The sequence below is a fragment of the Sinomonas humi genome, from assembly GCF_000802235.1.
GTDB classification, from domain to species: domain Bacteria; phylum Actinomycetota; class Actinomycetes; order Actinomycetales; family Micrococcaceae; genus Sinomonas; species Sinomonas humi.
Window position 1 is genome coordinate 212,832 of the sequence record NZ_JTDL01000037.1, and the last position, 15,385, is coordinate 228,216.

Genomic DNA, 15,385 nt, shown 5'->3' on the forward strand with positions numbered 1-15,385 from the left:
ATCGCCGCACCCGAGGCCCTCTCTATACAGACCGACCTTGGAAGCAACCCGCCAACAAGGAAGTGCCCCGGTCAACCCAGCGTCCGCAGGCTTCTTCCGCCTGCCCTCTGAAGGGAGACTCCCCTTGAGCACTCAGCTCACCCCCGAAGAAGCAGCAATATCTCAACGCCAGCATTCGCAGCTCGCGAATGCGATGGACAAGATCGGCCTTGGCAAGGCCCAGAAGATCATCATCCTGCTGGTTGCGATCGGTACGATCTTCGACGCAATCGAGCAATTCAACATCGGTTATGCAGCCCCCGACATCAAGCGCGTGTGGGCCCTGCAAGACTTCCAAGTCGGGCTGTTGAGCACGGCAACCTTTGGCGGCGTGGCCATCGGGTGCCTGCTCGCGGGCATGGCTGGCGACCTGTTGGGCCGAAAAATCACCTACCTCTACAACCTTGCCCTCTACACGCTGGGCGCGCTGGTATGCGCGTTTGCTCCGGACTACACAGTCCTCATCATCGGGCGCATCATGGTCGGCATCGGGCTGGGTGGCGAGCTCAACACCGGTGTCACGATCGTCTCGGAGATGGTCCCCACGAAGGTCCGCGGGGCCTGCACCGCCATCGTGCAGGTAGCCGGCGGCGGTCTGGGCATCTTCCTTTCGAGCGCGCTCTCCTGGGCCATCCTCGTTCCCGGTGGCAGCCTCTTCGGCGGCGCTGACACGAGCTGGAGATGGCTTCTCGGAGTGCTTGCCGTCCCGGCGCTGCTTGTCTTCGTCTACCGCCGGTACATGCCGGAAAGCCCTCGCTACCTCCTCACCCGTGGTCGGGTTCACGAGGCGAATACGGTGTTGAGCCTGCTCTCTCGGGGCCGTCTGCGCAACGACGGCGGAGAGGTCACGGACTACGTGAAGACTCCAGAAGGCCACGTGACTCGGACCGAGTCCGTCCGTCTTCTCGACATCTTCCGCGGCGCGCTTCGCCGACGGACGGCCGTGCTCTGGATCGTCTCGTTCATGGCCTTCGGCGCTCAAGACACGATCACAATCTTCATGCCATCCATCCTCGTCAACGAGGGGTATGCCGTAGCAACTAGCCTCGGATTCACGCTCATCATCAACGTCGGCGGCCTCGTCGGTTCCATCCTGGGTTCCTTCGGCGCCCATAGGCTCCGCCGCAAGGTCGTCCTCGGTTACGGTTGCCTCGCGGCAGTCGTCACGGCGATCGGCTTCGTCATGTCGCCGAATCTGGGTCTCGTGCTCCTCTTCGGTTCGCTGTTCCAGCTGATGTCGATGGTCCTCAACACCTTGATCTGGGTTTGGGCACCGGAAATGTACCCGACACGTGTTCGTGCGTTCGGCGTCGGTGCTTCCGTCTTCATCGCCTCCGCCGCCGGTTCGATCATCCCGCCGTTCGCAGGCCGCGTCCTTCAGTCCTTCGGGGCGCTCGGCATCTTCTCCCTCGTCGTCGCGATGTATCTCATCGCCGCCATCGCAGTTCGATTCGGCCCGGAGACCCTGGGCAAGACGCTCGAACAGATCTCGGAGCTCGACGACTCTGTGGAGCGCCTTGAGGTTGCAGCACCCGATCACCTCGTCGGCCCAGGAGGCACTGCTCCCGAGCATTCGATGCACGAGGCGACACACGATCAAGACAGGGCCAACCTTCGGTCTTCGGAGCGCCCCGATGGGAGCCGGGCGGCTCAGCGCTAGAGAACGCAGCTCAGCACCAGCAGCGGTGCGGCACCTGGCTCATTCCGGGTGCCGCACCGCAGCAGGCACGGAAGAAGCCATCGATACGGAAGAAGCCATTGATGCAGTCACCATCCATCAGCCCCAACGTTCTCGAAACGGGAGCAGTCAGGCTCGCAAGCGCGATCCGTGCCGGGCAGCTCACTGCAGTCGAGGCCGTCACTGCCCATCTGGACCGTATCGATCAATGCAACGGATCTCTTCGGGCGATCATCGCACCCGATGGCGCCACGATCAGGCGAGAGGCGCTCAATAAGGCCGCCGCTGCAGACGCCGCACGTGAACGAGGAGAGGAACTCGGCCCACTGCACGGGGTCCCGTTCACGGTGAAGGATACGCTCGCCGTTGCGGGTTACCCCGCGACGGCAGGATCCGCTGTCCTCAAGGACTACGCTCCCGAGACGACCGCCCCCGTCGTCGCCCGTGTTCTGGCGGCAGGCGCGATCCTTTTGGGCAAGGCCAACTGTTCGGAGTTCGCGGTCGATACCCATGCCGGGAACCTCCTCTTCGGCGACACCCGCAACCCCTTCGACCTTGCGCGGACACCGGGCGGCTCGAGCGGCGGCGATGCCGCAGCGGTGGCAGGAGGCCTCGCCGCCTTCGGCCTGGGAACGGACTTCGGCGGTTCCATCAGGTGGCCCGCGCACTGCACCGGCCTCGCGAGCATGCGGCCCACGTTGGGCGTCCTGCCGGGAACCGGAATCCTGCCCTATGACACGACGGCGCCGCTATCCCCGCCCAATACGTCGTCCGTTCTGCACCGCTACATGACCGCAGGACCCATTGCCCGGCGCGTTGAGGACGTCGAGCTGCTCGTGCACCTCATGGCAGGGCCGGACGGCATCGATTCCGCATGCGGGCCCGTAGCGCTCGGCCATTCGGACGACGTCGACCTCGCGGCCCTCTCCGTGGCCTGGTGCGAGGGTGAAGGGACCGTTCCTGTGCGTTCCGACATCGTCCGGGTGCTCTCCCGCACCGCGCAGCTTCTTGCTTCCGCGGTCCGCTCGGTCGTCAAGCAGAGGCCGCCGCGTCTAGAAGAGGCCGCCGGCCTGTTCATCGAACTGCGCGACGCCGAAGGCTTGCCCGAAGTCGCCGAAGCGATCCACAGGTCACGTGCACAGTCGCACCCCGCCGAAGTTACTGCCGGGATCCTCCAGTACCTCTCTGGGATCGAAGCGAAGCTGGCGAACATGTCAGGAGCGGAATTGCTCGCCGGAAACCTGAGGGCCACAGCCCGGAGGGATGCCGTGTTTGCTGCTGTTACTCGCTTCCTCGAGGAGCATCAGATCCTGCTTCTGCCAGTAGCCAGTGCCACCGCCCCGATCATCGGCGCGCATGCTGTCGAGATCGATGGCCGCGAAGTCCCACGATCGCAGCTCGGGGTGAGCTGTCGGGCGATCAGCATTCTTGGGCTTCCAAGCGCCGTCGTTCCCGTCGGTCTCGGCGACGACGGGATGCCTATCGGCATTCAAGTGGTGGGGCGGCGGTTCCACGATCAGGAAGTGCTAGCCGTCGCCCGTGAAATTGAACGGGTCGTGGATTTCCGGCCCGGTCCGCTTGCTCTGTGAGATTGAGCGAGGCCCCCGCGTCCTGTACGGACTCGGGGGCCTTCGCGCGAGAGATGACGACGACGCCGCTTGGCTTGCCGCCGGCCGCTCGCCTAACGCTCCACGTCGCCGCGGATGAACGCCTCGACCTGGGCGCGCGCCACGTCGTCGGCACGCTGCTCGGGCGGAGACTTCATGAAGTACGCGGACGGCGAGACGAGGGGGCCGCCGATGCCGCGGTCGAGGCCGATCTTGGCCGCCCGGACGGCGTCGATGATCACTCCCGCCGAGTTGGGCGAGTCCCACACCTCGAGCTTGTACTCGAGCGAGACCGGGGCGTCGCCGAAGTTGCGGCCCTCGAGGCGCACAAAGGCCCACTTGCGGTCGTCGAGCCACTCGACGTAGTCGCTCGGGCCGATGTGGACGTCGCGGGGGGCGAGCTCGGCCTCGACGTTCGAGGTCACGGCCTGGGTCTTGGAGATCTTCTTGGACTGGAGCCGCTCGCGCTCGAGCATGTTCTTGAAGTCCATGTTGCCGCCCACGTTCAGCTGGTACGTGCGGTCCACGGTCACGCCGCGGTCCTCGAACAGCTTTGCGAGCACACGGTGGGTGATGGTGGCACCGATCTGGCTCTTGATGTCGTCGCCGACGATCGGCACGCCCGCCTCGGTGAACTTCTGAGCCCACTCCGGCGTGCCCGCGATGAACACGGGGAGGGCGTTGACGAACGCGACGTGGGCGTCGATCGCGCACTGGGCGTAGAACTTCGCGGCCTGGTCGGAACCGACGGGGAGGTAGCACACGAGCACATCCACCTTGGCCTCGCGGAGCGCGGCGACGACGTCGACGGGCTCCGCGTCGGACTCTTCGATGGTCTCGCGGTAGTACTTGCCGAGGCCGTCGAGGGTGTGGCCGCGCTGGACCGTGACGCCCGTCGGCGGCACGTCCGCGATCTTGATCGTGTTGTTCTCACTCGCGCCGATTGCGTCGGCGAGATCGACTCCGACCTTCTTCCCGTCCACGTCGAAGGCGGCAACGAACTCGAGATCGCGGACGTGGTACCGCCCGAACTGGACGTGCATGAGGCCGGGGACGGTCTCCCCCGGGTCCGCGTCGCGGTAGTAGTGCACTCCCTGGACGAGGGAGGCGGCGCAGTTGCCCACGCCGACGATGGCCACACGGATCGGGTTCTCAGACACGGTTCTCCTTGCAGATCAACTGGCACCGGCGAAGGATGCGTCCGACGCCGGAAAGCAAAGTCATCCTACCCAACGCGTTTCCGGCTCAAGCGGACCTAGACTCGAAAACACAGCATTTCACAGGAGGGTCTATGGCACGCCGCGCCCAACGCGCCCAAAAGGAATGGAAGAAGATGAGCGGACGGAGGAGGTTCTGGGTCATCAGCTTCTCGATGCTCGAGTTCGGCCTCAAGCTGCTCGCGTGGCGGGACCTCGCTCGCCGCCCAGCCCAGCAGATCAACGGCCGGAAGGCGGCGTGGTTCGCGGCGACCTTCATCAACACGTTCGGTCCGCTCGCGTACTTCATCTTCGGACGGCGCCCCGCCGCCGTCTCACCCACACACCGCTGACGCGTCGCGAGGCGCCGCGGCGGAAGAATCTGGCCACTCGTCGGGAAAGATCTGGCCACTCGTCGGAGTTCCGACGAGTGGCCAGATCTCGCCCATCCCGTGGGCACATCCCGCCCCAGTGTCAGTGGCTCGCCAGGATCCGGTCGATTGTGGCGAGCTCCTCATCGAGGAACTCCGGCCCAGCCAAGGCGCCGAGCGAGTCTTCGAGCTGGCCTACGGACGAAGCACCGATAAGCGCCGAGGTCACGGGCGCCGCTCCTGACGGCTGCGGCCTCAGTACCCACGCAATGGCCATCTGGGCGAGGGTCTGCCCTCGCTCTCCGGCAACGGCGTCGAGCGCCCGGACCATCTCGACCTTGTCCTCGGTGATCGAGGACGACTTGAGGAAGTGCTCCTTCGCTGCCCGCGAGTCCTCCGGGATCCCGTGCAGGTAGCGGTTCGTCAGCAGGCCTTGGGCGAGCGGCGAGAAGACAATGGATCCGGCCCCCACCTCTTCCAGAGCCTGGTACAGGTTGGGGCTGCCCTGCTCGGTCCACCTGTCCGCCATCGAGTACCGCGGCTGGTGAATGAGCAGCGGCGTGCCCAGGTCGCGCAGGATCTGGGCTGCCTCGAGTGTCTGCTGTGGCGAGTAGGACGAGATGCCGGCGTAGAGCGCACGCCCGGAGCGCACGGCATAGTCGAGCGCCCCCATCGTCTCCTCGAGCGGGGTATCCGGATCAGGACGGTGGCTGTAGAAGATGTCCACGTACTCCAGACCCATGCGCTTGAGCGATTGGTCAAGGCTCGAAATCAGATATTTCCGGGAACCCCATTCGCCGTACGGCCCGTCCCACATGAAATACCCGGCCTTGGTCGAGATGATGAGTTCGTCCCGGTACGGCCGGAAGTCCTCCCGGAGGTGGCGGCCGAAGTTGGACTCAGCGCTCCCGGGAGGCGGCCCGTAGTTGTTGGCCAAGTCGAAGTGGGTGACTCCGAGGTCGAATGCCCGTCGGAGGATGGCGCGCTGCTCCTCGAAGTTTTTGTCGTCCCCGAAGTTGTGCCAGAGACCGAGGGAGATCGCCGGCAGCTTGAGGCCGCTGCGGCCAACCCGGTTGTACTGCATGGATTCATAACGAGTGGAATCTGCGATGTACGTCACAGCGCACCATCCTATAAAGATTCAGCATCGTATCGACGGCAACGGTGACGGCCACGTGGTTGCGTGTTAGAACAACTGAATTGGGGAAATACGTAGTTCTCTACGGGATCGCACCAGCAAAGGAGAATAACGTGGGCTTCATCGGATTCCTGATCCTCGGCCTGATCGCCGGGGCGATTGCCAAGGCCATCCTCCCTGGGAGGCAGGGCGGAGGCTGGATTGCCACTCTCATTCTGGGCGTCATAGGCGCTTGGCTGGGAGGCTTCATCGGTGGCCTGATCTTCGGTTTCAACACGATCGGCACCTTCTTCGAGATTCGCACCTGGGTAACTGCGATCGTCGGATCCATCATCGTCCTCCTCATCTGGGGTGCCATCGTGCACCGCCGCAGGGCTTAGGTCCCTCACCAGCGAAAAGCCCCGTCCGGCAGTGCCGGACGGGGCTTTTGGTTGCCGAGAACGGCAGTTGTCGAGGAAGCGATCCCCTGCGCTATTCGCCGAGGACGACGGCGCCGGGGCCCGGGAAGGCGATCCTGTCGCCGTCCACGCGAATCGCCTCGTCCGTCGCGACGACTGCGCGCCGTGCACCGCTGCCCGGGAGGCGCAGCTCAGCCGCTCCAGGGCCCAAGTTGACGGCAACCCCCGCGCCCGGACGGTTCCATGCGATCCACCTGGTCCCGCCTTCCGTTCCGGTCACGACCTCAGTCTCGTCGAAACGCCCGGACCACAGGCCCGGCAGCTCACTCCGCGCTTGGATGAGGCGCCGGTATAGCGCAAGGAGGCGAGCGCCGTCGTCCGTCTCTGCCTCGCTCCAGTCGAGGATCGAGCGGCGGCGGGTCTCAGGGTCCTGGGGATCGGGGACGAGGGAGGAATCCCAGCCCATCTTCTCGAACTCCTTGAGCCTGCCTTCCGCGGTTGCACGGGCGAGCTCAGGCTCCGGGTGGGACGTGAAGAACTGCCAGGGCGTGCGCGCCCCATACTCCTCACCCATGAAGAGCATCGGCGTGAACGGCGAGGCGAGCACGAGGGTCGCCGCAACCGCGAGCCGGCTGTAGTCAAGCGACGCGCTCGGACGGTCGCCAGCAGCCCGGTTGCCCACCTGATCATGGTTCTGGCTGCAGACAACCAGCTGGCTTGGCGCCACCAGGTCAGCGTCGATGTGCTTGCCGTGGCGACGCTCACGGAAGCTCGAATAGGTGCCGTCGTGGTAGAAGCCGCCTCGGAGAACCTTCGCGAGCGCTTCAGGGTCCGCGAAATCCGCGTAGTAGCCCTCGGCCTCACCCGTGAGGGCGACGTGCACTGCGTGGTGGTAATCGTCGCTCCACTGGCCGTGCACGCCGTAGCCGCCGCGGTCCCGGGGCGAGACGAGGCGAGGATCGTTCAGGTCCGATTCCGCGATGAGCACCTTGGCGCGGCCCGTGCGATGCTCGACGTCGCGCGCGAGCACCGAGAGGTCCTCGAGCAGGTGAACTGCGCGCCGGTCCACGAACGCGTGAACCGCGTCCAGCCGCAGTCCGTCCACCCGATAGTCCTCAAGCCAAAGCCGCGCATTGTCGAGGATGAAGGCACGCACCTCATCCGATTTCGGCCCGTCCAGATTGACCGAGTCACCCCAGGCCGTCGCTCCGCCCTCAAGCAGGTAGGGGCCGAACTTCGGGAGGTAGTTCCCGCTCGGTCCCAAGTGGTTGTAGACGACGTCCTGAATGACTCCGATCCCCTGCGCGTGCGCGGCGTCAACGAAGCGCTCGTACGCGGCGGGGCCTCCGTAGCCTTCGTGGACGGCCGACCACAGGACGCCGTCGTAGCCCCAGTTGTACGGGCCGTTGAATGCGTTGACGGGCAGGAGCTCTACAAAGCCGATGCCCAGCTCGGCGAGGTACGGAAGCCGCTCGGCTGCCGCATCAAGCGTTCCCTCGGGCGTGAACGTCCCGATATGAAGCTCGTAGACAACCGAACCGGCGAGTTCTCGGCCGCGCCACGCGTCGTCAGACCACCGGTGGGCGGACGGGTCGAAGCCGGCCGAGAGCTCGTGCACCCCCTCCGGCTGCCGGAGCGAGCGCGGATCAGGGAAGGGCCCCTCGCCGTCGACCACATAGCCATACCGCGCTCCGTCGGCCAGTGCCGTACGCACCCGCGCCCGGTCGGCCTCGGGGACGACCCGCCAACCGCCGCCCTGCTCCACGAGACCGAGCTTCTCGTCGCCGAGGACGAGTTCGACCTCTTTCGCGGCCGGCGCCCACACATCTCCCAGCTCATGCCTCATGTCGTCGGCAGTTTGCTCCTGGTCTGTCATCAGTTCTCCTCCGGGACAAGCAGGGCGACTGGCAGCTCGGCGAATGCCTCGGCGAGAGGCAGTTGCCCCGCCTCATAGACAGCGCCTGTGAAGGCATTACGGCTCGGCCACGGGAGCACCACGTAGGTGTCGTCCCACCCACCCCGCCGCTCGAGCCCGGCGGGAAGCCTCGTGGCGAGGGCGACGACGCCGCGCGCCCCCCGCCTGAATCCCACCGCATGCTCGGCGGCCGGGCCGTTCGCCTCAAGCGGGACGTACCCCTCGAAAAGCTCGGGCCGGTCGCGGCGGAGCCGGAGGGTCCGAGACACGACGAGGAGCTTTGCTTCCTGCGCGGTCGGGGTCGGGGTAGGCGAGCCGGCGTCGAGCGCGGACAGCGCGTCTTCCCGAGCCTCGAAGTCCACGGGCCGGCGATTGTCGGGATCCGTGAGCGAGCGGTCCCAGAACTCGGTGCCCTGGTAGACATCGGGCACACCCGGGCCCGCGAGCTGCACGAGCTTTGCGGAGAGCGCGTTGGAGGCGGCGTATGGCTCGATCCTTGCGACGAAGTCCTCGACGAGGCTCCGCGTTCCGGCATCCGAAACCGCCGACTGCGCGAGCGCCTCGAGCTTGCCCTCGAAATCGGCGTTCGGCTCAGTCCACGTCGTGTTCAGAGCCCCCTCCCTAGCCGCCTTGAGCGCGTAGCCGGTGAGACGCTCGGCGTCCGCTGGCCAGGCCCCGATGATGGCCTGCCACACGAGATTGGCAAGAGAGCCGTCCGGAAGCTCAGCCCGTTCAAGGAGGCGCGGGAGAAGCTGCGCCCACTCGTCGGCCAGCTCGGCCAGGACGGAAATGCGCGCCCGTGCGTCTTCGCTGCGCTTGGTGTCATGGGTCGTGAGCGCAGTCATCGATCGCGGGATCGATGCCTCTCTCTCACTCATCCGCGCGTGGAACTCGTCGAGTCCCACCGAGAAGCGTCCGGGATCGGTTCCGACCTCGGTCAGGGTTCCGAGCCGGGAGATGCGGTAGAACGCCGTGTCCTCGACGCCCTTTGCCATGATCATCCCCGTGGTCTGCTGGAACCGGATGCAGAGCTCCGTGGCTGGGTCCGTCAAGAGTGGCCCGAGAGTCTTGATTGTCTCTGCTAGATCAGGGCGCTCCTCAGCGGCTTGTTGGCACGTCTGTTCCACAAGGCCTTCCTCGCCCGGCACGTGCGGGAGGTACGTGCGGTAGACGGGGAATGCGACCGCGATCTCGGCGAGCGCGTCGGCCACATCATCCGGCGACGCCAGAGCAGGTGGAAGCGCCCCCGCCTCGGTCAGGTTGTGCGCTTCGGCGGCTGCTGGGACAAGGCGCGCGAGACGAAGGATCTCCGCTCGAAGGGGTCCGGCGGTGATCATCCGCTTGGCGGTGCGCTTTACAGCTTCCACGTCGTCGCCAGAGGCGCCCGCCTCACCCCATCCTTCGGGGCGCGCCGCACGACGACGTAGCGTCGCCTCGAGCTCGTTGAGCCGCGCCTCGCCCGCGGGATCGACAAAGAGGCGATCGATGGTGCCCAGAGCGTCGTAACCCGTCGTGCCCTCGCACGGGAACTCCGATGGGAGCCGCTCGTCGGCCTCGAGGATCTTCTCTATGACCGTGTACGAGTTGTGGGTGAGCTCGCGCAGCCGCGCGAGATACTCGATGGGGTCGGCCAGTCCGTCCGGATGGTCGATCCGAAGACCGTCAGCCAAGCCCTCGTCGAACCAGCGGCGAACCTCGGCGTGAGCCGCATGGAAGACCCACGGCACCTCGACGCGCAGGCCGGCAAGGCTCGTGACCGTGAAGAACCGCCGGTAGTTGAGCCGCGTCTCGCCCTCGCGCCACGGAATGAGTTCGTAGTGCTGGCGCGCCGCCACCTCCCTCGGGGTCTCGCCCGGGCTGGCGCTGCCTTCGGCGAGGGGTAGCGCCATCTCCCCGAGGTACAGGCGATCTTCCTCGAGACGGAGCCCGTCCAGGTCCGCCTCCGAGCCGAGGAGCGGAAGAAGGATCTTTCCGTCCCCCGCCGCCCAATCCACGTCGAACGCCTCGGCGAACCGGGAGTTCCGCCCCTCCCGGAGAAGGGACCACCACCATGGATTCTGTTCGGGGACGTCGACGCCGAGGTGGTTGGGCACGATGTCCACCAAGACGCCCATGCCTGCCTCGTGCGCTGCAGCGGCAAGCCGCTTCAGGCTGTCCTCGCCGCCCCTTTCGGGGTCCACGCGAGTGGGGTCGGCCACGTCGTAGCCGTGCTCGGATCCCCGCACCGCGGTGAGGATCGGCGAGAGGTAGACCCAGCCCACTCCAAGCCGGTGCAGGTAGGGCACGAGGCTCGCAGCGTCGTCGAGCGTGAAGCCCGGGCGGATCTGCAGTCGGTACGTTGACGACGGGTACCGCATGTCAGTCCTTGCCCCTCCGCGGCCCCGTGCCGGGCCGTCTCGTCTTGGAGGGGTCGGGCGTCCCATCGTCCGTCGGCTCAGCCGGAGCCGCCTCCTCAACAGGCGTCTCCACATCAGCCTCAGCCGGAGCCGCCTCCTCAACAGGCGTCTCCACATCAGCCTCAGCCGGAGCCGCCTCCTCCACAGGCGTCTCCACATCAGCCTCAGCCGGAGCCGCCTCCTCAACGGGCGTCTCAACATCAGCCTCAGCCGGAGCCGCCTCCTCCACAGGCTCCTCGCCCTGTTCGGTTTCCTCCGGCGCGCGCCCCTCGCTCTCCGCCAGCGCCGCGAGCGACGCCGCAACTGAGTGGTCTGCTTCAAGCGCCACGGGCTCGTGGGCCCGCAGCACGGCCAGGCTCTTGGCCGCGATCCCGATCTCGGTACCCGCGAGCACCTCCTTGCCGTGAGGCAGCGCCCCTGACGTATCGATGAGCACGTCCCACCCTGGCGCGTACTTCCGGGACGGAATCCGGAAGGTCACTTCGCCGTCGTGCGCGTTGAAGTACAGGAGGAAGTGGGCGTCCGTGATGGCTTGCCCGCGGCGGTCCACCCCGTTGATGCCGTTTCCGTTGAGGAACACCGCCACCGATCGGCCGAATGCGGTGTCCCAGTCCTCGGGCACCATGGTCTCGCCGTCCGGCCTGAGCCAGACGATGTCCGGAAGCCGGTCGCCCTCTTCGCGGCGCACGGGCTTGCCGATGAAGAACTTGCTCCGGCGGAACGTGGGGTGCTCTGCGCGCAGTCGCGCAACAGCCGCAGTGAACTCGACGAGGGGCCGGTCCATGGCCTCCCAGTTGATCCATGTGAGTTCGGAGTCCTGGCAGTAGGCATTGTTGTTGCCGTGCTGGGTACGCCCGAGTTCGTCACCGTGGCAGATCATCGGCACGCCCTGGGAGAGGAACATCGTCGCCAGGAAGTTCCTCTGCTGGCGTGCGCGCAGCTCGAGGACCTTCTCGTCCTTGGTCGGCCCTTCGGCGCCACAGTTCCAGGAACGGTTGTGGGACTCGCCGTCGTTGTTGTCCTCGCCATTGGCCTCGTTGTGCTTCTCGTTGTAGGAGACGAGGTCGCGCAGCGTGAAGCCGTCGTGCGCCGTGACGAAGTTGATGGACGCGACGGGCCGCCGCCCGTCCCGCTCATAGAGGTCGGCGGAACCGGTGAGCCGCGAGGCGAATTCCCCGAGCGTCGCCGGCTCGCCGCGCCAGAAGTCGCGCACCGTGTCGCGGTACTTGCCGTTCCACTCTGACCATTGCGGCGGGAAGTTGCCCACCTGGTAGCCGCCGGGTCCAACGTCCCACGGCTCGGCAATGAGCTTCACCTGGGAGACGACCGGATCCTGCTGGATGAGTTCGAAGAAGCTCGAGAGGCGGTCGACGTCGTAGAACTCGCGGGCGAGCGTCGAGGCGAGGTCGAAGCGGAACCCGTCCACGTGCATCTCGGTGACCCAGTAGCGCAGCGAATCCATGAGCAGCTGGAGAGAGTGCGGCTGCCGGGCATTGAGCGAATTGCCCGTGCCCGTGTAGTCCATGTAGTACTGCGGGTCGTCTTCCACGAGCCGGTAGTAGCGGGCGTTGTCGATGCCCTTGAGGGAGAGCGTCGGGCCCATGTGGTTGCCCTCGGCCGTGTGGTTGTACACGACGTCCAGGATCACCTCGATGTCCGCCTCGTGAAGCGCACGGACCATCGCCTTGAATTCCTGCACCTGGCTCCCGAGGTCGCCGGCAGAGCTGTACCCGGCGTGCGGCGCGAAGAACCCGATCGTGTTGTAGCCCCAGTAGTTGTGCAGGCCCTTGTCCTGGAGGGTGCTGTCGTCCACGAACTGGTGCACTGGCATGAGCTCGAGGGCGGTCACCCCGAGCTTCTTCAGATGGGCGACGACGGCGGGGTGCGCCACACCTGCGTACGTTCCCCGCTGGTTCTCCGGAACCTCGGGATGCAGCTCCGTGAGGCCCTTGACGTGGGCCTCATAGATGACGGTCTCGTGGTACGGGATCCGCAACTGCGCGTCGGGGCCCCAGTCGAAGAACGGGTTCGTGACGACCCCGAGCATCATGTACGGCCCGGAATCATCGTCGTTGCGGCTGGACGGATCGCCGAAGTTGTACGAGAACAGCGGCTGGGACCACTCGGGCTGCCCATGGACGGCCTTTGCATACGGGTCGAGGAGGAGCTTGTTGGGGTTGCAGCGCAAGCCCTTGCTCGGGTCATACTCGCCGTGTACGCGGTAGCCGTAGAGCTGCCCGGGCTGAATGTCCGGGAGGTACGCGTGCCACACGAAACCGTCCACTTCGGTGAGCTCGACCCGCTTCTCATTCCGGTCCGCGTCGAAGAGGCACAGCTCTACCTTGCTCGCCGCCTCACTGAACAAGGCAAAGTTCGTCCCGGTTCCATCGAACGTCGCCCCCAAGGGGTAGGGGGTGCCGGGCCAGATCTCCATGTAGCTCCTCTATCTGTGGTGGGTCACGGCGGACCCGGTGCCTCGCATCATAGCTAGGGGTGGTGACGCCGTCGTTATCTTTCGGCCGTGACTCGGCTCTTCACTCCCTTACGGCCTCAAGCACGACAGCGCTGCGGGCAGGCACCACGAAGCGCTCACCCGCACCAGTCCGTTCCCCCACCAGCCCCGAACTACACGTGGTGAGGGCGGTCGTCCATTTGTCGGGAAAGTGGCCGGCAGGGATGAGGTAGTCAACGTCGTTGTCCGCAGCATTGAGGATCACAAGCATGTCCGAGTCCCGCGGCGCACTGCCGAACCCCGGCACCGCATTGCCGTTGAGGAAGAACGCAAGGGACTTCGCCCAGTCCTCGTCCCAGTCGTCGCTGCCCATGGTGGTGCCGTCCGCATCGAGCCACACGATGTCGGGGAGCGGGTCCCCCTCTGCCGGGGCGACGGGAGTTCCGTCGAAGAAGCTGCGGCGGCGGAAGACGGGATGCTCTTGACGCAGCTGGACGAGGCGGCGCACGAAGTCGACCAGCTCCACGTCGGCCCGCTCCCAGTCAATCCACGTCGTCTCGTTGTCCTGACAGTAGGCGTTGTTGTTCCCACCCTGGGTGCGCCCGAGCTCGTCGCCGTGAGAGAGCATCGGCACCCCTTGGGCCAGCATGAGCGTGAGGAGCAGGTTTCGCTGCTGCCGGGCACGGAGCTCGAGGACGTGAGGATCATCGCTCGGACCCTCGACCCCGCAGTTCCACGACCGGTTGTCGTCCGTCCCGTCGCGGTTGTCCTCGCCGTTCGCCTCGTTGTGCTTGTTGTTGTACGAGACCAGGTCCCGGAGCGTGAAGCCGTCGTGGACGGTCACGAAGTTCACGGAGGCCGAGGGCCTTCGGCCTTCCTCCTCGTAGAGGTCTGCGGAGCCGGAGAGCCGAGTGGCCAGTTCCCTGAGTTTCCCGGGCTCGCCGCGCCAGAAGTCCCGCACGCAGTCTCGGAACTTCCCGTTCCACTCGACCCACTGAGGCGGGAAGTTCCCCACCTGATAGCCGCCGGGCCCCACATCCCACGGCTCGGCGATGAGCTTCACGCGGGAAAGAATCGGATCAGCAGCCACAAGCTCGAAGAACGGCGAGACCATGTCCACCTCACCGGCTTCCCTCGCGAGCGAGGCCGCGAGATCGAACCGGAACCCATCGACGTGCATCTCGGTGACCCAGTAGCGCAGCGAGTCAACTACGAGGCGAAGCGTCAGCGGGTGGCCGACATTCAGGGTGTTCCCGGTGCCGGTGTAGTCCATGTAGTGGAACTCGTCCCCCGGCACGAGGTGGTAGTAGGCCGCGTTGTCGATGCCGCGGAAGGAGAGCGTGGGCCCAAGATGGTTGCCCTCGGCCGTGTGGTTGTAGACGACGTCGAGGATCACCTCGATGCCGGCACGGTGGTAGGCCTTGACGAGGTCCTTGAACTCGGCGATCTGCTGGCCGTGCTGTCCGCTGGACGAGTACGCGTTGTGCGGGGCGAAGAAGCAGATGCTGTTGTAGCCCCAGTAGTTCGAGAGGCCTTTCTCGACGAGGGTGGGATCTTCGATGAACTGGTGGACCGGCATGAGCTCGAGTGCCGTAACACCGAGCGAGGCGAGATGGCCGACGACGGCGGGGTGCGCCGCACCGCGGAATGTTCCCCTGAGGTCTTCGGGAACCTCGGGATGGAGCTGGGTGAGGCCCTTCACGTGGGCTTCGTAGACGATCGTCTCGTGGTACGGGCGGCGCGGTGGGCGGTCGCCTTCCCAGTCGTACTCTCCGTGGTCGCAGACGACGGAGAGCATCGCCCGTCCGAGCGAGTCTCTCGTGTCGATGCTCGCGGGCTGGCCGACCTCGTAGCCGAGGAGTTCCTGCTCTCCTCTGAATATTCCCGAGGCCGAGAGCGTGTAGGGGTCGAGGAGCAGCTTCGCCGGATTGAACCGGAGTCCATGCTCGGGCTCCCACGGGCCGTGGACCCGATAGCCGTAGAGCTGGCCCTCGCCGACCCAGGGGACCTCGCCCTCCCAGCGCACGGCGCCGTCGGCCTCGCCCTGCCGCGCGAGGTCCACGCACGTCTGCTCGCCGCCGTCGACCAGACAGACCTCCACGCGCTCGGCCTCCGGCGCGGCCGCCAGCGCGAAGCGCGTTCCCCCATCGGTCAGATGCGCCCCATAGGGCTCCTGTTCCATGGAGCGACACTAT

General features: G+C 66.1%; 10 protein-coding genes. 4 read left to right on the plus strand and 6 right to left on the minus strand.

Annotated elements, in window-relative coordinates; translation table 11 throughout:
- The first annotated feature begins 124 nt into the window (after positions 1–124).
- Both LK10_RS03345 and LK10_RS03350 read left to right on the plus strand, forming a co-directional pair.
- Positions 125–1,699 carry an MFS transporter gene (locus tag LK10_RS03345; RefSeq protein ID WP_052206881.1) on the plus strand — a complete coding sequence of 525 codons (1,575 nt, stop codon included), beginning with the start codon at positions 125–127 and terminating at the stop codon, positions 1,697–1,699.
- A gap of 101 nt (positions 1,700–1,800) precedes the next feature.
- Positions 1,801–3,306 carry an amidase gene (locus tag LK10_RS03350; RefSeq protein WP_052206882.1) on the plus strand — a complete coding sequence of 502 codons (1,506 nt, stop codon included), beginning with the start codon at positions 1,801–1,803 and terminating at the stop codon, positions 3,304–3,306.
- A 92-nt stretch (positions 3,307–3,398) separates the two neighbouring features.
- Here LK10_RS03350 and LK10_RS03355 read toward each other — a convergent pair whose 3' ends face one another.
- Positions 3,399–4,484, minus strand: coding sequence for an inositol-3-phosphate synthase (locus LK10_RS03355; RefSeq protein ID WP_043120038.1), 1,086 nt, complete (start codon positions 4,482–4,484; stop codon positions 3,399–3,401).
- A 131-nt stretch (positions 4,485–4,615) separates the two neighbouring features.
- Here LK10_RS03355 and LK10_RS21685 point away from each other — a divergent pair, with 131 nt between their 5' ends.
- Positions 4,616–4,873, plus strand: a complete 258-nt coding sequence (locus tag LK10_RS21685) for a PLD nuclease N-terminal domain-containing protein (protein ID WP_043120039.1) — start codon at positions 4,616–4,618, stop codon at positions 4,871–4,873.
- 121 nt (positions 4,874–4,994) lie between these two features.
- Here LK10_RS21685 and mgrA read toward each other — a convergent pair whose 3' ends face one another.
- Positions 4,995–6,011 carry an L-glyceraldehyde 3-phosphate reductase gene (mgrA, locus tag LK10_RS03365; protein ID WP_043120040.1) on the minus strand — a complete coding sequence of 339 codons (1,017 nt, stop codon included), beginning with the start codon at positions 6,009–6,011 and terminating at the stop codon, positions 4,995–4,997.
- 131 nt (positions 6,012–6,142) lie between these two features.
- Here mgrA and LK10_RS03370 point away from each other — a divergent pair, with 131 nt between their 5' ends.
- Positions 6,143–6,409, plus strand: a complete 267-nt coding sequence (locus LK10_RS03370; protein ID WP_043120042.1) for a GlsB/YeaQ/YmgE family stress response membrane protein — start codon at positions 6,143–6,145, stop codon at positions 6,407–6,409.
- Between the two features lie 91 nt (positions 6,410–6,500).
- Here LK10_RS03370 and treZ read toward each other — a convergent pair whose 3' ends face one another.
- The 4 genes from treZ to glgX (LK10_RS03390) form a co-directional block, all read right to left on the minus strand.
- Positions 6,501–8,303, minus strand: a complete 1,803-nt coding sequence (gene treZ / locus LK10_RS03375) for a malto-oligosyltrehalose trehalohydrolase (RefSeq protein WP_231567576.1) — start codon at positions 8,301–8,303, stop codon at positions 6,501–6,503.
- Positions 8,303–10,699 (minus strand): malto-oligosyltrehalose synthase, encoded by a 2,397-nt coding sequence (gene treY, locus LK10_RS03380; protein WP_043120044.1) that lies wholly within the window; start codon positions 10,697–10,699, stop codon positions 8,303–8,305. Before treY ends, treZ begins: the two co-directional genes overlap by 1 nt.
- 1 nt (position 10,700) lies before the next feature.
- On the minus strand, positions 10,701–13,172 hold the full coding sequence (gene glgX, locus LK10_RS03385; RefSeq protein ID WP_081998232.1) for a glycogen debranching protein GlgX: 2,472 nt from the start codon (positions 13,170–13,172) through the stop codon (positions 10,701–10,703).
- A gap of 100 nt (positions 13,173–13,272) precedes the next feature.
- Positions 13,273–15,372, minus strand: coding sequence for a glycogen debranching protein GlgX (gene glgX / locus LK10_RS03390; protein WP_081998233.1), 2,100 nt, complete (start codon positions 15,370–15,372; stop codon positions 13,273–13,275).
- Positions 15,373–15,385: the final 13 nt, after the last annotated feature.

Bases quoted from the DNA above. Each gene is read 5' to 3' on its own strand.
- LK10_RS03350 (WP_052206882.1), top strand. From the start codon at position 1,801: ATGCAGTCACCATCCATCAGCCCCAACGTTCTCGAAACGGGAGCAGTC.
- LK10_RS21685 (WP_043120039.1), top strand. From the start codon at position 4,616: ATGGCACGCCGCGCCCAACGCGCCCAAAAGGAATGGAAGAAGATGAGC.
- treZ (WP_231567576.1), bottom strand. From the start codon at position 8,303: ATGACAGACCAGGAGCAAACTGCCGACGACATGAGGCATGAGCTGGGA.
- treY (WP_043120044.1), bottom strand. From the start codon at position 10,699: ATGCGGTACCCGTCGTCAACGTACCGACTGCAGATCCGCCCGGGCTTC.
- glgX (WP_081998232.1), bottom strand. From the start codon at position 13,172: ATGGAGATCTGGCCCGGCACCCCCTACCCCTTGGGGGCGACGTTCGAT.
- glgX (WP_081998233.1), bottom strand. From the start codon at position 15,372: ATGGAACAGGAGCCCTATGGGGCGCATCTGACCGATGGGGGAACGCGC.